Source organism: Methanosarcina sp. WWM596, assembly GCF_000969965.1.
Lineage (GTDB): Archaea > Halobacteriota > Methanosarcinia > Methanosarcinales > Methanosarcinaceae > Methanosarcina.
Genome location: NZ_CP009503.1, coordinates 2,602,452 through 2,624,162, shown reverse-complemented (window position 1 = coordinate 2,624,162; position 21,711 = coordinate 2,602,452). Strand labels below are relative to the sequence as shown.

The 21,711-nt window shown below is 39.7% G+C and carries 15 protein-coding genes and 1 pseudogene; 4 read left to right on the top strand and 12 right to left on the bottom strand.

Annotated features, from left to right (window positions below; genetic code table 11):
• Positions 1-28: 28 nt before the first annotated feature.
• Positions 29-448: a CRISPR-associated endonuclease Cas1 gene (locus MSWHS_RS22365; protein WP_048159083.1), complete on the bottom strand. Its 420-nt coding sequence runs from the start codon at positions 446-448 to the stop codon at positions 29-31.
• Positions 449-534: 86 nt separating this feature from the next.
• Between MSWHS_RS22365 and MSWHS_RS11440 the strand changes: the two genes are divergently transcribed.
• Positions 535-999 carry a GyrI-like domain-containing protein gene (locus MSWHS_RS11440; RefSeq protein WP_231585405.1) on the top strand — a complete coding sequence of 155 codons (465 nt, stop codon included), beginning with the start codon at positions 535-537 and terminating at the stop codon, positions 997-999.
• 197 nt (positions 1,000-1,196) lie between these two features.
• Here MSWHS_RS11440 and MSWHS_RS11435 read toward each other — a convergent pair whose 3' ends face one another.
• The 8 genes and pseudogenes from MSWHS_RS11435 to MSWHS_RS11395 all read right to left on the bottom strand — a co-directional run bounded on the left by MSWHS_RS11435 (position 1,197) and on the right by MSWHS_RS11395 (position 12,693).
• Entirely contained in the window at positions 1,197-1,538 is a 342-nt protein-coding gene (locus MSWHS_RS11435; RefSeq protein ID WP_197073931.1) for a hypothetical protein, read from the bottom strand.
• Between the two features lie 294 nt (positions 1,539-1,832).
• Positions 1,833-2,957 (bottom strand): annotated as a pseudogene (locus MSWHS_RS19415) (IS1634 family transposase); the annotation flags it as partial.
• 531 nt (positions 2,958-3,488) lie between these two features.
• The gene (locus MSWHS_RS11425; protein WP_048159080.1) at positions 3,489-3,896 is read right to left on the bottom strand and encodes a hypothetical protein; all 408 of its coding nucleotides are present in this window, start codon (positions 3,894-3,896) and stop codon (positions 3,489-3,491) included.
• Entirely contained in the window at positions 3,853-4,302 is a 450-nt protein-coding gene (locus tag MSWHS_RS11420; protein ID WP_156151224.1) for a hypothetical protein, read from the bottom strand. Before MSWHS_RS11420 ends, MSWHS_RS11425 begins: the two co-directional genes overlap by 44 nt.
• A 593-nt stretch (positions 4,303-4,895) precedes the next feature.
• Positions 4,896-5,144, bottom strand: coding sequence for a hypothetical protein (locus MSWHS_RS11415; protein ID WP_156148210.1), 249 nt, complete (start codon positions 5,142-5,144; stop codon positions 4,896-4,898).
• The gene (locus tag MSWHS_RS11410) at positions 5,138-5,644 is read right to left on the bottom strand and encodes a hypothetical protein (protein ID WP_048129822.1); all 507 of its coding nucleotides are present in this window, start codon (positions 5,642-5,644) and stop codon (positions 5,138-5,140) included. Before MSWHS_RS11410 ends, MSWHS_RS11415 begins: the two co-directional genes overlap by 7 nt.
• Before the next feature lie 627 nt (positions 5,645-6,271).
• Entirely contained in the window at positions 6,272-9,100 is a 2,829-nt protein-coding gene (locus MSWHS_RS18535) for a PAS domain S-box protein (RefSeq protein WP_052722702.1), read from the bottom strand.
• A gap of 539 nt (positions 9,101-9,639) precedes the next feature.
• Positions 9,640-12,693, bottom strand: coding sequence for a CheR family methyltransferase (locus MSWHS_RS11395; RefSeq protein WP_048159078.1), 3,054 nt, complete (start codon positions 12,691-12,693; stop codon positions 9,640-9,642).
• Positions 12,694-13,883: 1,190 nt separating this feature from the next.
• Here MSWHS_RS11395 and MSWHS_RS11390 point away from each other — a divergent pair.
• The 3 genes from MSWHS_RS11390 (at position 13,884) to MSWHS_RS11380 (ending at position 18,009) form a co-directional block, all read left to right on the top strand.
• Positions 13,884-16,718, top strand: a complete 2,835-nt coding sequence (locus tag MSWHS_RS11390) for a hypothetical protein (RefSeq protein WP_156151223.1) — start codon at positions 13,884-13,886, stop codon at positions 16,716-16,718.
• Between the two features lie 432 nt (positions 16,719-17,150).
• Positions 17,151-17,468, top strand: coding sequence for a multidrug efflux SMR transporter (locus MSWHS_RS11385; RefSeq protein ID WP_048129826.1), 318 nt, complete (start codon positions 17,151-17,153; stop codon positions 17,466-17,468).
• Between the two features lie 52 nt (positions 17,469-17,520).
• Entirely contained in the window at positions 17,521-18,009 is a 489-nt protein-coding gene (locus tag MSWHS_RS11380; protein WP_048129827.1) for a GbsR/MarR family transcriptional regulator, read from the top strand.
• Between the two features lie 100 nt (positions 18,010-18,109).
• Here MSWHS_RS11380 and MSWHS_RS11375 read toward each other — a convergent pair whose 3' ends face one another.
• From MSWHS_RS11375 to MSWHS_RS22030, 3 genes are all read right to left on the bottom strand, one after another.
• Entirely contained in the window at positions 18,110-19,585 is a 1,476-nt protein-coding gene (locus tag MSWHS_RS11375; RefSeq protein WP_048129828.1) for a VWA domain-containing protein, read from the bottom strand.
• A complete protein-coding gene (locus tag MSWHS_RS11370) occupies positions 19,566-20,951 on the bottom strand; it encodes an AAA family ATPase (RefSeq protein ID WP_231585404.1) in 1,386 nt (461 codons plus the stop codon). The genes MSWHS_RS11375 and MSWHS_RS11370 overlap by 20 nt, the downstream gene beginning before the upstream one ends.
• 503 nt (positions 20,952-21,454) lie before the next feature.
• Positions 21,455-21,580 (bottom strand): hypothetical protein, encoded by a 126-nt coding sequence (locus tag MSWHS_RS22030; protein WP_255350469.1) that lies wholly within the window; start codon positions 21,578-21,580, stop codon positions 21,455-21,457.
• Positions 21,581-21,711: the final 131 nt, after the last annotated feature.

Sequence of the window (21,711 nt, the reverse complement as noted above, 5' to 3'; positions counted from 1 at the left end):
GACTGCTTCTTGTAAGGTACTTTCTTGTTCATCCAGTTATGAACTCCTCAGTTACCTTCTTAGCTCCCGAAGGCTTCAACCTGAGTGAATAGCTCTCAGTCCTGATAAAGTCCTTATTATCCATTTTCTTTGATTCAATAAAACTGATTACAGCCATATCAACAAGGAATCTAAAAGACTCTTGTAAGTCATACGCTAAACTGTTCTTGCTTGGATTCATCTCATGTAAAAATCCTACATGAGCATCAAGACCTGCCGTATTAATGGCTCTTAGACATTCAGCTTCAAGCAGAGCATGTTGAAAACAGTACCCGCGAAAATAGGGGATAGCAACTTTAGGTGTTGCTCCTTTTTGTCCCTGTCTTCTCTTTTGTTGAAAATTCTCTGTTTGTTTGGGGAGGAGTTGGAAAAAGTACCCGTAAGCCAGGTTAAAAAATGTCCTGAACATTGTTGATATAGAATAATGTAGAATAACTTACTGGTATTAAACAAAAAAGGGGTGTGATAAGTTTGGAAGTTTTAATCGAACCGGTGATGAAAAATATAGAAGAAAGAACCGTAGTATATGTTTCATTTGTCGGCAACTACGTGGGAAAAACCGAAGTCTTCGCAGAGTTGTTTGGAAAACTGTTCAACTGGGCGGGTCCGAAAAAATTGATTGGACCGGATACTCTTTTTCTTTCCACTTATTATGATGATCCGGGTGTTACACCTCCGGAAGAACTTAAGCTGGATGTGTGCATGACAATTGAAGATAACGTTGAAGTTGAAGGAGAGGTAAAAAAGAAAAAACTGCCCGGAGGAAAGTATGTGCTGATGCGTGCTGAACTGACGGGAGCCGAAGAATATGGTCCTGCATGGGAAAAGGTCGTTGAGTGGTTGATACAAAATAAACTTGAAATGGATATGTCCCGACCGGGTTATGAGATATATTTGAATTCTCCGGACGAACATCCGGAAAAGCATCATATTATTGATATTTGTATGCCGGTAAAGTGAATAGGATTCCGGGGCTGTTCATAGAGTAGAAATATTTTTTACTATATTTTTTAACTATATTTTTCAGGTTCACAATCTATTTTTAATAACACTGGTTTTGCAAAATGTCAATACCAACCCATACAAAAATTTCGTTTACTGTCGAGGCAAATATAAATAAGATATATAATCAGTTTTATATCCTTAACTCTGCTCATTTAGGGAATAACTTCAAGTTTAACTTTTTTTTCCATTTCGCCAATTTTCTTAGGTACTTCTGTAAGAATCATTTGGCCATCTAAATCCATCATGTAAACTTTACGGAATTGCTCTATAAGGTCTCTCGGAGAATACTTACTCGTTAGATCAGCTTTTCTTATACAGTTTTGAATTTTTACGTAGCCATAAAGGGACAAAAATGAGACGAAAATATGACCGAAAAGTGACTCATTATCCTGTAAATAAAGTTTGTCTGCTTCGAGTATACTCTTGTAAGTATCATAATGTTTTTCTACTGTATCCCTTTTTTTGTACATAAGAAAAACATCTTCTGGTATCAAATCTACATTTGATACAAGCAAGATTTTTCCCGATTTTTCCAGACCCTTGTTGAACGTCTTACTGGGGATTTTATTTTCATCATGTTGCTTATAGAGGGTGTATTCCCGAAGGCGGTGCATTGGGTGAAGGTGGCGAACGATATTATAACTATGTCCGCCTTGTGCGGGGATGAAAAACGGTTATACCACTTTTCAAACCCGTAACCTGAGCAGGCTCCACAAAATAGTCACGCCTGCAATTGTTGCAATAAAAACCACGTAGTTGCATTATTCCGACTTTCCGCAGATCTCCACTCAAAAGTAGTATTTTTCACAATTTTTCCCCATCAACCTTATTATCTTGCCCTTAACTTCATTCATGTTGGCAATTTGAGTTACTATTTTTGAGTCCATTTCCATTTTTACTTCTGTAATCTCCTTCATCAGCATAAAAGCCCACTTCAAAGTGGGCTTTTGAGTTTGTTTTTTAACTTGGTCAGGTATTGTTTCCCCTGTTTCTTTTAGCCTTTCTCTTAGTTTCCATTCCGCTACCGAATAAACCATCAAAGTTAATACCATTATCATTGATAGAGCTTCAATTCTCGGAGGTTTTTTCAAATAAACCTCTGAAACCCTGAGACTTTTATCCTTTATGAATCTGAACCCTTTTTCAACCTTACTCTGATTCTTGTAGTAATCCAGCATCTTTTCAGCATCAAGATTAAGGTCATTGCTTGCGATTATAAACCTTCCCTGATACTCTTTTTCATGCAGTACAGTTTCTTAGTTCCTGATTGCTGTTGCATTTACGACATAATGGACGATAAGCTTTTCATCCTTCTTTGGCCTTCCTTTCTTGCCGTTTCCCCTTGTTGAAACCGTTGAAATCTCTCCGGTTTCAAGCAAACAGTAAGAATTCTCTTTCTTCCATCTTTCCAGAGCTGCTCTGGAATCCTCTTCACAGGCAAACTCTATCTTTTTTAGATCTTTGAGCTCTTTTTGAGCTTCTTTGATAGTCCTTTTAATATTCTTTTCAAAAGTAACGTCTTTTCTTTTCTGCATCTCAACGGAGTGAACAACTACCCATCTTTGCTCGATACCACCATATTCAACAATGGTTTCATAAAATGAATATCGAGGGTCTTCTCCTTGTTTAAATACAATATCTGAAACCAACAAATCTTTTGAAAGGTTTAGTGTTGAAGGTATACGAGTAATCCACTTCATCCCTCTTCTCATTGATTTGATGTTATCTTCAGAGTATAGGACACTGTCTGCTATGTAGTAAACATCATCAGGAAAAGTTATGTTTTCCTGAAGCTTTTTCATTGCTTCAACTATGGTTTCTTTATCTGATGCATTACCAGAGTAAGCCTTTGAAAATAGTGGGATTCCATACTGATTTGTTATTATCCCAAGTCCAAAACGTTTCAGGTCATCGGCAAGCAACCTGTAAAGTGTATCGGCTACAAGATCAAAACAACATCAAAATATATTCAAATCATAAACGGAGAACTCAAAGTGTTAAGATTGAAAAAATCAACTTAAATTCAGTAATCAAAATGCCATTTGAAAAAGAAACTGTCGCCTGATACATAAAGGGTTATAGAATGCTTGAGCCGGTGTATTGAAAGGTACAAGTCCGATTTTAGAAGAGAAGGGGAGAGTAACCCCCCTGACTTATTCAACATTTGAGACCATCTCTTATAATTATATCATTCATATGAATATTTTTTAACAGTGATTGATAATATTATAAGTATCAACGTAAGGAATAAAAAATATAAACTGAAATTATCTTCAAACCATGAGAGGTACATATTATATAGTGCCATAAATATGGCTATTAATGATAACACACGCCATACTATATTAACTAACTTTTTGTTCATTGTAATCCCTTGAAAATTTTAGTTCGTTTCGCGATATTTCAACAATTTAAAAAATAAAAAAGTAAATGATGTCAATAATTTACATATAATAATAGTAGTAATCTACTTCTATGTATAACGAGATAAAAGGACTTGTAAAGAAATCAAGATATATGTCTCTGGCATCAATATCCAAATACTCTGGTATTGCAGCTCCAACAGCAACAGCAACTGCAGCTAGAGCAGCACCCTGTACCACTCCGAAGTACGCCAGTATCGCAGCTAATACCGCTCCAGTTGCCAAAATATCTGCATACTGAACATTGTTAAAAACTAAACAAGATAAAGGTGGAGCTAAAGATGGTAAATCAACCTTTACCTTTGTCGCTGTTGTCGTAAACATTACTGAATCGGTAGATTTTATGAAGTTTACTGACTGTGCCTTATAGGCATCGACTTGTTCTTTAGATACTTCGAATGTTTCTGTTTGAGAGCTTTTTTTTTCCATTTACCGTCAGTGTCTGCTCGGTTTGATACAAAAAATTCTCCTTATCTTCACCAATTTTAGAAGTGTCAGTCACAAGTTTAAAGTTGTCTCCAGTGCACTCTGTGTGAATTGAAGAGTCTGGATATATAATCCCTGAAATTGTTCCACTGGACTTCAGTTTTTTAGTTTCTTTGTCTATATCTTTTTCAACATCAAATTTGAATGTACCACTGAAATGAATTTGATCTCCTACTTTTTCATATTCTGTCAACTCTGTATCAAAATCATTAACAGTGATTTGGTTTGACTCCAGTAATTGTTTATACCATCTAGTTTCAGCCTGTGCACTTACAGCCGGTACAAAAGCAAGACTCACAAGAATCATTGCTACAAATACCGCACCTATTTTAATCTTGTTCTTTGTCATTTGTTTAACTCCTAGTTCTTTTTTCCTAGGAGGCAAATCAAGCAAGCTTTAAATATTCGCAAAGCTAACATAATCATGCCTCCGGGCAATGTGGAGTTCAAATCCACTCTGGAAAGTTCGTTTGAACTTCACATCCAAAAATCTCTATTAACCTTCTCCTATACATTAATTACGACGACGAATATTCATCAGTCTGATTAATATTCACTCAAACGATCAGCTTTTTCATCGAAATAATGAAGGCTCAGAGTCCTAATTGGCGCCAGGAATTTGACCTCACTTTTAGCAAATAATCTGAATATTCTTTTCATCACTAAACCATAAAATTGGCAAAAGTGATATCAACATACATGCCTGACAGAAGATAAAAGAATATATTGTGTTAGAACAATTCAAGGTCGTGTCCTTAAATCATTGACTTAATTTTATATATTTTTAAATATATTATTATTTGGGGGATCTTAATCACTTCTGAAATCGATTTTTCACAATTTTTTTGCTGAAACAAAGACTGCATTGATTATGGAATTAAAAATCAAGGAAATATAGTCCTTAAAGAGAGATATGATAAAAACAATCGCGTTCTACTTAAATCAGTACTTCACCAACTGGATCGAGAAATCATTTAGCTTCATCCCGATTTCAAAATACTTTTCAGTTAAAATGTTTGAAATCGTAATGGGGATAGATGATTTTCTGATCCAGTTGGTGAAGTACTGTGACTGGAGATATCCCATCACTGCATGTGTGTAGAATTCGCGATCAATACACAGAACTTTTACTTTGACCCCAAGTTCATAAATAATTTCTGTGATTTTAGTTACGAAATCAATCATTAACATTTTCTTTTTTTTGGAATAACTCCAATTGTAAACTTCCTATTCCCATCAATTAGATAACACGTTGCGTATGAGAAAAAGCGGTTAGTTGATGCTTTTCTTTTTCCACCAACAACATAATCTCCATTCTTTTCCCCATAGTAAGGATCATCTGTAAGATCAATAGCAAATGCATACTTTTTGCCAGGTATTATGAAAGGTTTAACTTGTTCAGCAAACATAAGGTGATTTACTGTTTCTAACTGCTCTAGGTCGATTTTTTTCAGATTATGATGTAACGAGTTTTCGCTGTGTATGTTTGAACCTGGACGTTGAATTGAGTGAATGGATAACTTTTGGATAGCCAGTGACGTTAGGACCTTGAAAAATTGATTAGGGGTTTGGCTTGATCTGATAAACATTGGAACATGTTTAACAAGCAATTTTACAACGGGGTTTATACATTTGGCTCCATCCAAAGTACAAACATCAATATTTTGTGATTTGTGTTTTGTCTTAGCCATAGGTTGTGAATAAAATAATCCAGATATGTATAATTTTGGCATTATGTCGGAAAATCGATATTAGAATCACTGCTTACGAGTTGGTGAAGTACTGAAATTACATAATCTGTATGTTGTTTAAAGCTGGGTAACATATGCCCCGAATTTCACGACATATATAAACAAGGAACCATTTTTGCAATAATGTTTCTTACTTTCGGCAGGTCGACATTAGAAATTAGAATATTTTTTCCGATACCGTTTTAGAACATTAGATCACTATTTATTAGGTTTAAAGCTGGTTAACGTGTGACCCAACTCTCACGACCTATATAAGCACTGAACCATTTTTTCATTAAAGTTTAGTATGATAGATTAATAATTGGTCATATGTAAACCTAACAACTACACACAATTACGGAGTATCATTTCAAAATCGCCATCAGCAAAAATTATCAAAAATTATATGTCGACCTGCCGAAGGTAAGATGTTTTGTATCGGAGATAATGTGTTTTCCAACAAAAACGTAATCAGTAAAAATGTTGTGAAAAAAACAAGCTACCTGCTGGATATAGGATTAATAAAGAAAACAGGTCAACAGGACAACCTGTTCACTACAGGAACGACTCCTGAAATAGTTATTACCCTTAATTCTTTTCCACTACTGTAAACCTTATAGTGAATTCCGTCCCATTGTCTCTTTTCAGTTCAATCTCGCCTTCTAACTGGTCTACAAGGGTGGTTACCAGTTGCATGCCAAGATTGTCGAGATTTTCCAGATTGAAAGTTTCAGGCATACCTATCCCATTATCCAATACTGTCAGAATAAAATTGGTGCCCTTTAAGTCCTCATTATTGTTTCCCGCTCTATTGTCTTCACTTTTCCGGGATTCTTCTCTACAAAGTTTGATTTTAATTCTCCCATTATCTCTGTCAGAAAATGCGTATTTGAGAGAGTTTGAAATGAGTTCATTGGTAATTATACCTAATGGAACTGCAGTATCCATGTCAAAAAAGATGTTTTCTTCTAGATCCATATCCAATCTGGTATCGGCATTTCCAAGCCTGTATGTCTGAAAAAGATTCTTAGTGAGTTTCTCAACATACAACGAAAAGTTCAGTGTATCGAGCCCTCCACCTTTGTACAGTTCCTCGTGGATAAGAGCCATGGATATTACTCTGTCCTGACTTTCCCTGAAGGCTTCAAGGATCTCTGAATCCTTAATACATTCTTTGTTGTTGAATTTTTCAGCCTGAAGGTCAAGAAGGGAGGAGATTACCTGCAGGTTATTCTTGATCCGATGGTGGATTTCTTTTTTACGGGCAGTTTCGAGATTTGCAAGGAACTTTTCTGTCTCTTTTCTTTCGGTCACATCATAAATAGCACCCTGGTAGAATTCCAGCTTTCCGTCCTTTCTCTGAACTCTCTGGTAAACTTCACGAACCCATCTGATTCTTCCGTCCCTATGCTTTATACGAAATTCGATTTCTTTGTAGCTGTCGGATGGAGAGTTTCTAATCGTTTCCTCTTCTTTGAGAACGAAAGCCAGGTCATCCGGATGGATTATGTCTTTCCACTTAATCCAGGACATAAACTCCTTTTCACTATATCCGGTGATCTCCTCAACAGCGCCATGCATGAATATAGTAACAAAGTTTTCATCAAACTGGAAAGCAATCCCATGGAAATTCTGAATGAAAGAGAGGTATTTCATCTCACTCGCTTCAACCTTTTCTATTGCAAGTTTCCATTCTGTAATATTTTTAATTACTCCTATAGCTCTGTATACCTTTCCTTCGTCATTTTTTAGCCAGACTCCACATTTTTCGGCATAGATGTAGTTCCCATCTTTATTTCTGAACCTGAATTCTACCTGAATTTTATTCATTTTCTCAAAGGACTTTTTCAGGTTTTCAAACAGTACCAGCCTGTCTTCAGGATGCACATATTCTATCAAGCCCGATTTACCTAAATTCTCTAACTCTTCCGGATCGTACCCCGTTACTTCCCGGATGGCTCCTGCCAATTTGAATTCACCTGTTTCAAGATCGAAATCGAATATAATCTGTCCTGTCTGTTCAGTTGCTATACAGTATCTTTCCTCATTTTCTTGAAGAATTTTACTGGCAAGTTTTTTCTCTGAAATATCTTTCAGTACTCCGATAGCCCCATAAGGCTGACCTTCATGATCCATAAGGCAGACCCCGGAGTTTTCGATAGAAATGCAAGTTCCGTCTTTTCTTCTCAGCCTTAATTCTTCATTAAATCTACCTCCGGTCATTCTCAAATTCGAAAATATTTCGTCCGCATGATTCGTATCTGAGTGGTAAATATTCCTGATCCAGAAGTTTTTGCCCAACTGCTGTAATTCTTCAAAACTATATCCCGTAACTTCCTCTATGGCACCTGCCCAGTTGCTCTCATCTGTTCTTAAATCATAGTCGTATATCACCAGTCCTGTCTGCTCTGTGACAATCCTGTACCTGTCTTCACTGTTCCGAAGTTTTTCTTCTGCTTTTTTACTTCTGGTTATATCTCTAGCAATAGTTGAGATCCCGGTCAGCTTTTCGGATGCATTAAAAACCGGAGAAAAAGTTAATGAGACATCTATTATCTTACCATCCTTTCTTAACCGTAAAGTCTCATAATTGTGGATTTTATCTCCCTGTTTAACCAGTTCAGCCAATTCTTCTGTTTCCCCAACTAATATGGATGGCTCTAGAATGGATATGGGCTTTCCCAGAACTTCTCCAGCCAGATAACCATAAATTTGCTCTGCCCCTTTATTCCAGCTGGTAATGATACCATCAAGGGATTTGGTTATAATAGCATCGTTTGAATATTCCACAATATTCGCCAGATTCTGAATTTTTTCTTCTGCTTTCCTGTGCCTTGTGCTTTTTATCTGTTCCCATTTTCCTTCTCTTTTGACCAGAGCAAATTGATGGTTGATAACCACATCGATTATCTCAGTTGCATTGCACCCGGCGAGAGGATAAGTACAAAGGGCAATCAACTGGTAATTATCAATAACATCATTTGCCTGTTTCTCATAATCAGCCAAATCACTCCAATATTTTTTTCCCAGCCGGAAAGAATTTCCCAACCTCAATCCATCGTAACCATTATTCAGAGCCTTGTTAAGTTTTTCAACCCATCCATTTAATACCCTCTCCGAATCAAAAATACTTCCATTTAAATACCACTGCGCGGAGGGAATGAGTTCTATTTGCCCTTGCTCCAGATAAACATCAAAATCAGGAACAGCTCTCTTAAGATATTCTTTTGCCTCTTCTACTTCAGAGAGTCGTGATACTATCCACATACAAAATTCGTTATTTTCCAGCCCGACCTTGAAATAGGGGACCAGTATGTCCACCAAATCTTCTTTTGTCTGGTAGAACTGGCAGAAATGTGTCCCCCAGGGTATATCCCCAATAATATCAATACCAGATTTTCTCAGGTTTTTTCTCATTTTGCCTCTTCTCTGACTATTCTGGTATAGGAAATTAATTCCTGAAAACCGTTAGCGTAAGAATATCACTACTTGTTCTCAAACACGTGGTTTGCTCGTTCTTTCAGGTTTAATCAAGACTCACCCAACAGTCCTGTTTCGCATGCTATAAGTCTCGCAGAAAAAAAAAAATCAACACTTCATAAATTGAACAAGGTGCATATATTTGTTTTTAAAACGTACGTAATCGTAAGTTAGCTCCTCTTCAAATATAACATTTCATGCATAAAATATTTAGGACTTACGCAGTTGAATTTAATACCACGAGCAAAAAAGACTTAACTGTATAAACTTAAATAATGTTGACGAGTCCTCATGTGCATGCCTTTTCATTTCAAGTGCGTAAGTCCTAATATTAATGGGCCGATTCCAAAACTCAAAATTCACTTCATATTCAACAAGAACGAATCCAGATTTTCCGATATCTGAGTAGTTTTTATTCGGACTATCTCCCCCATCCTCTTGCGAAAGTCAGACAACGGTCCGAACAGATCCCTTTTTTATTCCTTTTTTCTCTTCTCCATGTTTCCTGATTTGATCTCCCTCTCCGTAGTTGCAATAGCATATACCTCACCGGCATCATTCTCCAGTGAAGTGACGGTCAGCCCCACTTCTATTATCCGGCCATCTTTGGTGAGCCGCTGGGTGCGGTAAGGTTCTATACTTTCAGAGTGGCTAAGCTTCTTCAGTGTATCCAACTCTCCTTCTTTTCGGCTCGCCGGAACCAGGCTGCTAATGTTCATCTTCAGTGCCTCGGCTTCACTCCAGCCGTACATCTTCTCAGCCATCGGATTCCAGGCCAGAATGTGGCCCTCCATATCCTGCAACGTTATAGCATCACTCGCGTCGTGCACTACCACGGCAAGGCGGCGCATGACCTCGGATTCCTTCAGGAGATCCCTTGCCTGCCTCATCTCGGAAATATCTGTAAAGGTGATCACAGCTCCCTTGATAACGTTTTCGAGAGTGCGATAGGGCCGGATGCGCAGCAGGTACCACAAGCCATCCTGGGTCTGGACTTCAATATCTTTGGGTATAAGGCTGTCTAGCACTTCCTTAATATCTACTACAAGACGGTCATAACCCAACAGGTTCGAGACGATATGCCCAACAGGCCGTCCCACATCAGTCGGGATCAGATTGATGATCCGTGTAACGACAGGAGTAAAACGCAGGATGCGCAGCTGGTGATCCACAAAAATAGTACCTATACCCGTGCCGCTCAAAAGGTTGTTCATGTCGTTAACTGCCTGAGACAGATCAGTCACCTTGTTCTGCAGTTCGGTATTAACCGTAGCCAATTCCTCGTTTACGGACTGCAGTTCCTCCTTGGAGGTCTCCAGTTCTTCGTTGGTAGATTGCAGTTCCTCGTTGATTGACTGCATCTCTTCGTTGGAGGATTTGAGTTCTTCATTGGAAGTCTCCAGTTCTTCATTGGAAGCTTTGAGATGTTCTTCCTTAATCTGTAGTTCCCGCTTCAGCTCCAGGATGCGAGCTTCATCTTCCATTGCGTTCTCAAAGGCTCCTTCACCTGGATCTATGGCAGTTTCCTTTCCGGCTTTGCTCTGCTCCCCCTCCGGCGGTTCCTCAAAGGTGACCAAGAACAGATTTGACTCGGCGGCGGCACCAGGGTCTGCAGCCACAGGTCGTAACACCAGATTGACTGTTGCGAAGTCACCGTTGGTTTTGACCCGCAGCCCGGGGTGAAATACCGGTTCTTTATTGACTACGGCTTTGTACAGGCTCGTAGCCAACTCCTGCCGCAATCCTTCGCGAGCCATCTTCAGGATGTTCATACCAGCCTCACCCGGAGCCGGTTCCAGGTACATGCCGGTCCGACCATGAAGATAGAAGATGTCGCCTTGCTGGTTGACGAGCACACTGGCCGGGCCGTAATTTTGCAGAATCGTCTGTTCGGTCAGTTCGCGCATTTGAGGTTTGCTTTCGATAAGAGCCTTGTCAGACAGTCTTTTTTTCTCCCTCCTCCTTCTTTCCAGTCCAGGAGAGTTAAATATCCCCAAGGGAGGGTGTCCACTGTCAACATACTTTTTGAGATAGATCTTCGACTTGCGGTCCAGCGTATCAAAAAGGTTATCGAACTCACCCAGGGTCTCGGAGGGGCCAAGGAAAAGAAATCCTCCCGGGTTCAATGCGTAGTGGAAGAGGGGAATGAGCTTTTTCTGCAGTTCCCTGTCCATGTAGATTAGCACGTTGCGACAACTGAGCATGTCAAGTTTGGAGAATGGCGGGTCTTTGATAATGTCCTGTTCGGAAAAAACTACCATGTCACGGATATTTTTCCGGATGCGAAAATTGCCGTCTGAATCCTGGGTAAAGAAGCGGTCCAGCCTTTCCGGGGAGATATCAATGGAGATGCTGGCGGGATAGACGCCGCTGCGAGCCTCTCCGATAGCCCGGCTGTCAATATCGGTTGCGAAGATTTGTACCTTGAAATTTTTTTTCAACATCTCCATCTGCTCCTGGAGCAGGATACCGATGGAATAAGCCTCCTCACCTGTGGAGCAGCCGGCCACCCAGATCCGTATCACTGAGTCAGTGCGTTTGTTGGCGAAGATTTCCGGGATTAGTTTTTTTTGGAGTGTCTCAAATGCTGTGGGGTTGCGGAAGAAACTTGTAACGCCGATTAGAAGGTCGGAAAAGAGCGCCTCCACTTCGGCAGGTTTTTGCTCTAAATAACTCACATACTCGTTCACACTCTGGATATTCTGGACAGCCATGCGCCGCTCAATGCGGCGGTTGATGGTGTTCTGCTTATAATGGGAAAAATCGTGGCCGGTCTGGGTGCGCAGCAGGCTGAATATATTTTTCATCGCGCCTTCGATCCTGGGAATCAAATGGGGTCTTTTTCCAAATGCCTGGGTGACATAGGCAATGAGCTGAGCAGGCATCTCAGCCGGTGGCAGGGGGTAGTCTACCAGACCTGTGGCAATGGCGCCGCGCGGCATGCCGTCGTACTCACTGGATTCGGGGGTCTGTGTCATCACCATACCGCCCTCTGCCTTGATCGCCCGCACTCCCAGTGCGCCGTCGCTGCCGGTACCCGAGAGTACGATGCCAATTGCCAGCTCTTGCTTGCTCTGAGCCAGGGAACGAAAGAATATATCAATCGGCAGGCGATGGCCGCGAGGCTCAGACGGTTCCAGCAACTGCAATTTACCATCCTGAAAAATCATGTCGTGGTTAGGCGGGATGACGTAGACGCAGTCAGGCTGGACAATCATCCCGTCCTTAATCTCGTAAACCAACATCCGTGTATAGCGTCCGATCAGGTCGGCGAGGAGGCTCTTGTGGTTAGGGTCCAGGTGCTGCACCAGGATAAATGCCATACCGAGACTGGTGTCGTTGGGCATAGCTGAAAAAAAGGCTTCAAATGCAGCCAATCCACCAGCTGATGCGCCAATGCCCACGATGGGAAAATCTTCTTTTGGGATTTGATTCGAGTCTGCATCCGGAGCAAGCTGTTCACTAATGGAGGCTTCTTCTGCAGAATGCAGCTTTTCCTCTTTGCCTGAGTCTTCCTTTTTTTTGATCATATTATCGCATCCTTTCACGCCTGAACCTGAATAGATGTAATGCCCTTAATACATTTTATGCGTGTACTCGATGATGGAAGTCGCTGCCAGGTCTACGTTACAATCCTGGCTAGATTTGAATTCATAACGATAGATGAAATTCAGAGAATTTTCAGCTAGACGGAGGTACTTATTTTAAGCTCTTAATCTTAATAAAAAGATCTTTCTCAGGTGAATAGCCACGGACTCTTACCATTGGGCAGAGGGTTGAAGAATTGTTCGAATTATTTCTACTCACCTCTAATACAACCTCTCCCTAAAACTTAATTCAATTAGAAGATAGGTTTGCCCGGGATTTTCGTCAATCAAAATACAGGAATCAAGCCCGGATTGTTCCCTATAATACACTCTCCGCCTTTTGCAGTTACTATGAAGGTATTTTCAATTCCCACCATTCTCATCTCAGTGTCAAACATGCCAAAACGACATGCTCCATGGTGTCCCTCCTTTACCAGAACCGAATATCCTGCATTATAGGCTTTATTGTCCTAATTTTCAGTAATTATGCCTGCATCCTGGAAAAATAAATTTAAGCTACTTCTAAAAAAGAATAGCTAGAGAAGGGGTGGGCTGAAAATTGAGAATAACTGTATGACGTTCTAAATATTAAATAAAAATCAGAATATTTATAAAGAAACACCATCACTTTTAGTTAAAGTTTTGCTGGCGCACCCCGCCGCAAGCAACCTGGTACTTCGATTCCAAATTACTGGCATAAAATTGGAATTTGAAATCAACGCTGTTCAATGAATTCCACTTAAAAGAACCACATACGTGCACGGACAAAAAAGGATTGAAGCCGTCTGTATTCATTTATGATTTTTTTTCTGTGGTTTATGAGAATATATGGAATCGATGCACCAGTGTGTTCGCGCCACCGCTCCAAATTCCCTAAAAGGAGATCACAACCCTAAACCATTCAGTTCGAGCAGAAATTAACAAACGAAAAATGGAACTGATAAATCGTATTATCATTAACGATTACCAGGGAAGCATTCATCCCCATAACAAGCTAGCGGGGTATTCGACTGAACTGAATAGGCAACAAAAACCAGTAGTCGGACCGATAATCGAAACCGATATTCAGACCGATTGTTGATACCTGTAAATCATAAAAACGATGGTTAGTACCAGAAACGGGATGAGAAAACGTGATTGACCAAGAAACCCTACACGACAGAACTCTAAATCCCTTTATGGAAGAAAAAATCGATGCCCTGAAACAGTTGAGTACTAATTTTGAATTTCTCCCTGATAGGGAGCAGGCTTTCGATGATATGCTCAGACTCTCCTCTGATAAAGACAACCTTGTAAAGGAAACTGCAGTCAAAACTCTTGAATTGGTTTATCCTCATGTGCCGGACAGGAAAAAGCTCTGGACGAAACTTGCAGGCCTCGCGGCCAGCCAGGCTCCGGGGGTACGTAATGCGGCGATGCATGCTCTTACATCCTCTTATATCCTTATCCCCGGGGAACAGATGGTCTGGACCGATTTTCTGAAACTTGCGAGTTCCGGAACCGATTCTGTAAAGGAATATGCTTTTTCCGGTCTCAAATCGGTTTTTCCTCTGGTCCCTGATAAAATACAGGCATGGAAAGACCTGCTTGAACTGAGGGAGTCTGCAGACATGAACACCAGGGTTGAGGCTACCCGAACTCTCGGGATGGTATTTTCACACGTTGAAGACCAGGATAAAGCCTGGAAAGAGCTCTTAAAGCTTGCTCTGGAAGAGAGAGAACCTCTCCAAAAAGAATCTTTTGAAGCCCTTGCTTCCGCTTTTATCCGTTCTCGAAATAAAGAAACGGAATGGCAGGACCTTTTAGGGTTGATTGCCTCTGAAAAGGGGACTCTCCGGCGGCGTGCGGCAGATACCATGTTTCTAGTTTTTCCTCACTTTCCCGACAGGAATAGAGCCTGGTCTACCCTTCTAAAGCTCAGTAGAGCCACAGATGGTCATGTGAGGGACAGGGCAGTGGACTCCATTGCTCCATTATTCCCGCACCTTGAGGATAAAGACAGTGCCTGGAAAGACCTTACCGAACTTGCGGGAAGTAAAGTCAGCTATGTACGGGGACGAGCTGCCGACACCCTTGTCCAGGCTTTTCCGCAAGTCTCCGACAAGAAAAAAGCATGGGAAGACCTCCTCCACCTGAAAGCCGAAAGCCATAGTTACGTGATCATGCGGGCAATGCATGCCCTCGCCTCTGCCTACCCTTACCTTGCTTTCGAAGAGGAAGCTTCTGAAGAAATCTCGAAAATTACAAGAAAGCCTGCTTTTGCCCGCAGAAGTGTAGCTTATTCCCTCGCTTATGTCTTCAAGGAAGGAAATGCAAAAGGCCCGGGAAACCCGGGAAAACAGCTTTTTATCGAACTTTTGAAATTGGCAATCGATGTGAACAGTTATGTCCGAATGGATGCTGCAGACTCAATTTCATCAGTTTTCCCGCACCTGCCGGAAAAGAAATGGACATGTGGAAAACTGCTAAACCTTTCCGCACATCCCGACCCCATAATTCGGAAGGGGGCATCTGTGTCCCTCCGCTCTCTCTTTTCCCGAATAGGGGACCAAAATAGAGGTATGAATAAAGGCTCAGAGAAGGACATAGAAATAGGTTCAGAACAGGACATAAAAGCAGGCCTGGGACAAGAAATAATGACAGGCGTCTGGGAGGAGGTTTTGCGGATGGGTGTCGACCAGGAATCTCCTGTCCGCAAGGATGCTGCCGACCTTCTCTCCATGGTTCTCCCCCTGGTGAAAGATAAAACGAGTATTTTTAACAACCTTTCCGATCTCTGTTCAGGACCGGACAATTACCTCCGGAAAAGTGCATCGAACCTGCTAGCTCTAGCCTTCCCCTTCGCAGAGGATAAACAGAATGCCTGGGGCCAACTTGTGCAGCTTTCATCCCACTGGGATAAAGATGTAAGGAAAGGAGCCGCAAAGGCTTTTGCCCCTTCTTTCCCGCTGGTCCCGGACAAAAACAAAGCCTGGGCTGATCTCCTGTCCCTTACAAACCACAGGGACAGTTCTATCCAGAGAGCAGCTGCCCGGGCCTTTGAGTCTGCCTATGCGGTGCATCCCGACCCTTATCAAGCCCTGGAAAGCCTAAAAAAACTAAAAGGTTCAGAGTGCGCTTACGTGCGGAAGTATGCTTTCCGCTCCCTTGGGATTGCCTCCCTCCATAATGCGGCAAAGGCAAAATCAGAAGCAGAATACATGCGTGGACTTAAAGAAGCCGTTCTGGAGTTCAGAAATTCAGCCGAAACAGCTTCCTACCACCCCCTTCCAGGCTTCTACCTGAACTTCTACGAAAAATTCCTAAACGTTCTGTCTGCTGAATCTTCCGAGACCGGCAGGGAAGAGTCCGAGAAGTACTTTTCAGCCATGATCTGTGAAATGGGAGATGCAGACGAAATCGACGCCCTCTCCAGGACATTTAGGAAGTTTGAAAAAATTATTCAGGACGCTGCCAAACCCGGTTCAAATGACCTTGCTTCCGAGAAGAAGCTTCTTGAGTCTTCTCTCCGGATCTTTGAGGATTCCTTCGCCCTTTTCGAACGGGCTGAAGAAGAAGTCATCCTTTCAAAGAAATTAGAGCAAAAAGGACATCCTGCCCTAAAGCAAAAGGTATCGGAACAGAGGATGAAAGACACCCTTGAGGAAATCAGGGCAAAAGCCCGCTTTGCCTGCTTTCTGGTAAAAGGCACTTCCTCCGAAGAAATCACCTCTGCCATCAGCCGCGAAGTCCGGGACTGGACTTTCGAAACCTCAGCCGACAAAAAAGTCCTCATGCAAAAAATGGAAGTTCTCGAAACAATAATTCGGAAAAATATTCCCGAAAGCCCTGAAAACAGTCACATCTTCGACCGCCTTGAGGACATCAGGAAAGAAAAACATCTCCTTTCCCGCTGCAGGATAGTAGCCCGCCTTGTAGGTCAGGTGCCAATGGCTATGATCCCGGCAGAAAGGGCGATTGGCTTTTGAAAGTCTTAAAAAAGGTTAATGAAAATCTTAAGAAAGGTTAATGAAAGGGCCCCGAATATACCCTGGAATTTTCTTTTTTTACTCGAAGACCCAGATAAAAAAGAAATTATGTCTTAGCACCTGCTTTCGGCAGGTCGACATTTAATTTATGATGGGATCTAAAGATAGCGATTGTTAAATAATGCCCCATAATTGTGTATAGTTGTCAGGTTTACATATAGTCCAAACATAATATTTCATACCAAACTTTCAGGAAAAAATAGACGATGGTACATATGAAGGCAACAAATATAAAAAATGGTGAGGAAGTTAACGCTTATATCCCATGAAATTAAGATTTGATGGATTTTACACTTCTTCCTATAAATATAAATAAAACTTAGACACATTTAGCTTTTAATATTTATTAAAAACACTAAAAATATGATATATATGGAATGGATATACTTATTAATTGCAGGAATATTTGAAACTGGATGGGCAGTTGGGCTGAAATATAGTGATGGATTAACCAAGTTTTATCCAATGATGTTTACAGTAATTACTTTAATTTTGAGCATGTATTTATTGGAGAGAGCTTTGAGAACATTGCCCGTTGGAACAGCCTATGCAGTCTGGACAGGTATTGGAATCATTGGAACAACCTTAATGGGAATAATCCTTTTCAACGAATCAATGAATTTGTCCAGAATCTTTTTCATTGGACTAATTGCTGTTGGTATCGGTGGCTTAAAACTGGTATCTGCCTGATGCACATAATCCCAATATATTAAAAAAACATTCAGATTCATAGAGGAGAAAAATGCCTGATATTGAAAAAAAAATAATTGACATTGGTCATGAGATCTTTAAAAACTATGGAGTTGATAATTCCACTGCACAAATTCTATCGATACTTAATTTTGAGCCCAATGAGATAAGTATGGAGGAACTGGCAGAGAGAACCGGGTATAGCCTTGCTTCTATCAGCCTTAAGATAAAAAATATAGAACATTTTTGGGGTATAAAAAGAATACATAAGCCCGGATCCCGCAAGACATACCTGCTTATGGAAAAAAACCTGCTAGATGCTTTTGCTATCCAGATAAGGAATGGTTTTGCGACTGAATTAGACATTGCAAAAACGAAAATAACTCCTCTCATAGAAGAATACAGGGGCAATGTCACTACCCAAGAACAAAAAATCAAACTCCATACATATGAAAATTATCTATTAGAAATTAATAAATTTGAAGTTTTGATTCATCATATATACGACCAAATCGATCAATTAAAAAATAATTATGTTTAAGTTGTCATTATGTTTAAGTTGTCATTATGTTTAAGTTATCATTATGTTTAAGTTGTCATTAATTCCCTTTCGAATGAACTTTTAATATTTTCCGGTTCCATCATTTCCGGGTAACCCATTCAACTACATTGTTGATTTCTGAAATGTCACCACTTAGAGGGTTATATGTCCAATTCTGATCAAAAACATCTTTATCAACCCGCTGAGTGCCAAAACTACCGACAGACAATGAAAAAAAGCGATTATCCTCTTGTTTTTGCTTTTTGCACCGGGAAACAATATCAGAAGATAAACCATAGAGAACAAAATCTGAAATAACCAGTAAATCCGCTTTTTTGTAATCAGCTTCCGACATCATCCGTACCCCCTCGTGTAAAGCTGGTGCAACATTGGTACCCCCATGAAAACTCATTTTAAGAAAGTTTATCAAATCATGAATGCCTTTCGGTGGGGTAAGATCAAGGGTCTTTATTGAAGTACTGAAATTTATCAAATAACATTTTCTCTTTTGAGAAACCGCTCGAGATGACAAACTAAGAGTTAATGCTTTAGCTATATTCTCTGGAGCACCTGACATAGATGTACTTGTATCAACACAAATAATTATCGGCCCCATTTTTTCATCATCAACAATGCTTACGGTTTTCAGAATATTTTCTTCAACGATTTCTATTTTGTCGCCTTGTTTAGAAAAACACATCAGTCGATTTTCAACATATTTCAAGTCAAAAAGCAATGCAATATCAGAGTCACTTAATAGAGCCAATTCCTGTGGTATAACATTTTCTAAATCTCTACCAAGCTTAATACCAATAATCTCTTCATTGGAATATATATCTGGTTTTATAACAGAGTATTGAACGGTTGAATTGATAACCTCTGTGTGATGAGATTGTTGTTCTTTATGTAATCTTCCCATTAGTTCACATAAATTACGAACGCTTTCATTATTTTTCAGATACTCTGCCCATTGTTTAAGAAAAGATATGTCTTGCTTACTTAATTTGCCGACACTTGAATCCCACAAAAGTCCAGGCTCAATACCCAACTCATCAAATACCTCTTTCATTTGCTGTAAAGGGTCAAGCCATTCTTTTAACTCTTTTAACAATTGTTCCCGGCGATTTTGGATTTCCTTGAGTTGCCATTCAAGTAATTGTTTTTCATACTCTTTTCTCCAAGCTTCTTGCTCATTCCTGCGAATCGAATTAAGGCTTTCTATAATTGTCTCTTTCTTATTTTCCTCTACCTTTTTTTCCACAGCAAGTGTTTTTTCTTTCCAAAACAGAACATTTGCGGATGGCTGGAGTGACTTATATTCCTCTAAATCGCTTAGAATTGACTTTTCAGAGCCACCATGCGCCCTAAAATCCCATTTTGCAGAGACCAATTTAGACCGATGTTTTTCAAAAGGGTTTGTGTTTTCTAAAAAACTGAGAGTTGATTCCTCCCAATTACTAACTTTTTTACTCAATTGTTTATCAAGTTCTCCGCTATTTAGATCAGGGAAATCTTCAGAAAGAAAAGTATTGACTAATTCCTCTGTTTTAGCAATTTCATGAGTTGGAGATTTCATAAGATTGCACCTTTTTCAACAAATGCTCAGCATTCAATTTGTGGTTTTCTAAATCTTTAAGAAAAGAATTGAATGCATCAAGAACTAATTCTCTTTTTTCAGAAGGTACAAATGGGGTTTCATTCAATTTTTTTTGAATAGCGACATTATATTGTGTGTCATTAATAATTTCCGTAAGTGAACTCAAAGAATCTTCACAAGCTTTAACAAAAGTATCTTTAATCCTTGAGTCCACAGCCTTTTGAGTTCCCTTAGTAAATTTTATGGGTGGAGTTGAATCAAACCATTTGACAAATGAATCGTTGTCATAACCGGAATTCCCACCATAATTTAGCACATTTTCTTTTTTTTCGGTGTCATAAATATTTTCCGTGTAAAAGAATGTATCAGATATACCTTTTTCAAGATCCTTATGATCCAATTCCCAGCTATTTAACCTCTCATTATTAGCGCAGCCAAACTGTTTCACACATTTTTCAATAATTTCATTAATTTGCTCTCTATTTTGTTCAAGTGTCCACAAACAATGTCGTAATATAAGGGTATCAACGGGTATTACATCAGTGCGGTCACATAAAAATGCAGATGTTTTCAAAATGAGTGCAATTTTCTGCCACCTACGATCAGAGACATAAACTGCAATTTTGGGATTATCTTTATTAAATTCATCAAGTGAAACTCTGATTGAATTTATGATGGTAAATACTTCTTTGGAAATAGTTACTTTAGCGATTTCACTGGAAAGTTGCTCAACCTCCTCGTGAGAAAACTGTAGTCCATCCGGGATTTCAACATCAGTAGAAGCAGCATCCCCTTCAAGTAGTTTTTCAAAATTCTCTCGTTCTTTCATAGGATTTACTATTATTCGCATTACAAAACGGTCATAGAGAGCTTCTAATCCTTGATTGGGCGGTGGAGTTTCATTACTTGCAGCAATCAATGCTTTTAATGGGACTTTTTCGTCTTTTCCGCCATTACGATAAATTCGCTCATTTATAATAGTCAACAGAGTGTTTAGAATAGCTGGACTGCTTTTCCATATTTCATCAAGAAAAGCAAAGTCAGCAGTAGGTAAGTAGCCTTCTGTTTTGCGAATGTAATTATCCTTTTTTAGTTCTTGAATACTCACAGGTCCAAAAACATCTTCAGGAGTGCTAAATCTTTGCATTAAATACTCAAAATGAGTTGAATCTTTAAACACCTTTGATAAACGACGGGCAATTAGACTTTTCGCTGTGCCTGGCAATCCATATAAAAAAATTGACTGCCCGGAAAGAGTTGAAAGAAGAGAAACTGCAACGACCTCTTCTCGTTCGTACAGTCCATCAGAAAGTATAACAATTAAATCTGTAACTCTCTTTTTCATGGAAGAATTTGCTTGTTGAGGACTCATTTTTGATTTCCGCCCCTTGTGCCTGGGTTTCGGTTTGAGATATAGTTGTATACCGCGATTGACTTGATTCTGATAGTATTGTTTATTCGTTTATGATGAGCTTTAATCTCATATTTTGGTCCCTTTCCATAAAACAGAACTCAATTCCAGTTGTTCTCACGGAGATCCCGCATCGCAACACTGACTTCCGACTATCTCAGACCCGAGACCATTTCAATGTTCTGGGAAGAGATTTCTTTTGATTTTGCAAGACAGGCAAGCGTAAAAGCACAGGGTCTGCTTACGTTGATCTTCCCAGATAATTATATAATTTCATATTCATTTGAGCCCTGGTCCAAAATCCAGTGATATTTGCATATTTAGATTGAAACACTGAATTTGCGGGAAGAATTCAGACTTCAACTAAACACAATATTGGACATCTATAGACTTCAATCCTGATTACATGTTCAAAGAATTAGAACCAATTTCGAAATTCAGTGATTTTTTAGTTTACACCAATCACTGGATTTTGGAACTGAATCTTCATTTGACCCTATAATTGAGGGAGTTTTATTCATCATTTTAGTAGTCCCTGTTTTTGAACCACGTTCATCTACCATTAAAATTACCCGAAGAACGGTTAGTGAGTTAGCTAATATAAATATACACTTATGTTTTATGTTTAATATTTATCGATTTATACAGTGACTTTGGACAGTCAAAGGTGTTTACAGATTTGTAAAGAGAGTTG

Bases quoted from the DNA above. Each gene is read 5' to 3' on its own strand.
- MSWHS_RS22365 (WP_048159083.1), bottom strand. From the start codon at position 448: ATGTTCAGGACATTTTTTAACCTGGCTTACGGGTACTTTTTCCAACTC.
- MSWHS_RS11440 (WP_231585405.1), top strand. From the start codon at position 535: ATGAAAAATATAGAAGAAAGAACCGTAGTATATGTTTCATTTGTCGGC.
- MSWHS_RS11425 (WP_048159080.1), bottom strand. From the start codon at position 3,896: ATGGAAAAAAAAAGCTCTCAAACAGAAACATTCGAAGTATCTAAAGAA.
- MSWHS_RS11420 (WP_156151224.1), bottom strand. From the start codon at position 4,302: ATGACAAAGAACAAGATTAAAATAGGTGCGGTATTTGTAGCAATGATT.
- MSWHS_RS11415 (WP_156148210.1), bottom strand. From the start codon at position 5,144: ATGTTAATGATTGATTTCGTAACTAAAATCACAGAAATTATTTATGAA.
- MSWHS_RS11410 (WP_048129822.1), bottom strand. From the start codon at position 5,644: ATGGCTAAGACAAAACACAAATCACAAAATATTGATGTTTGTACTTTG.
- MSWHS_RS18535 (WP_052722702.1), bottom strand. From the start codon at position 9,100: ATGAGAAAAAACCTGAGAAAATCTGGTATTGATATTATTGGGGATATA.
- MSWHS_RS11395 (WP_048159078.1), bottom strand. From the start codon at position 12,693: ATGATCAAAAAAAAGGAAGACTCAGGCAAAGAGGAAAAGCTGCATTCT.
- MSWHS_RS11385 (WP_048129826.1), top strand. From the start codon at position 17,151: ATGGAATGGATATACTTATTAATTGCAGGAATATTTGAAACTGGATGG.
- MSWHS_RS11380 (WP_048129827.1), top strand. From the start codon at position 17,521: ATGCCTGATATTGAAAAAAAAATAATTGACATTGGTCATGAGATCTTT.
- MSWHS_RS11375 (WP_048129828.1), bottom strand. From the start codon at position 19,585: ATGAAATCTCCAACTCATGAAATTGCTAAAACAGAGGAATTAGTCAAT.
- MSWHS_RS11370 (WP_231585404.1), bottom strand. From the start codon at position 20,951: ATGAAAAAGAGAGTTACAGATTTAATTGTTATACTTTCTGATGGACTG.
- MSWHS_RS22030 (WP_255350469.1), bottom strand. From the start codon at position 21,580: ATGGTAGATGAACGTGGTTCAAAAACAGGGACTACTAAAATGATGAAT.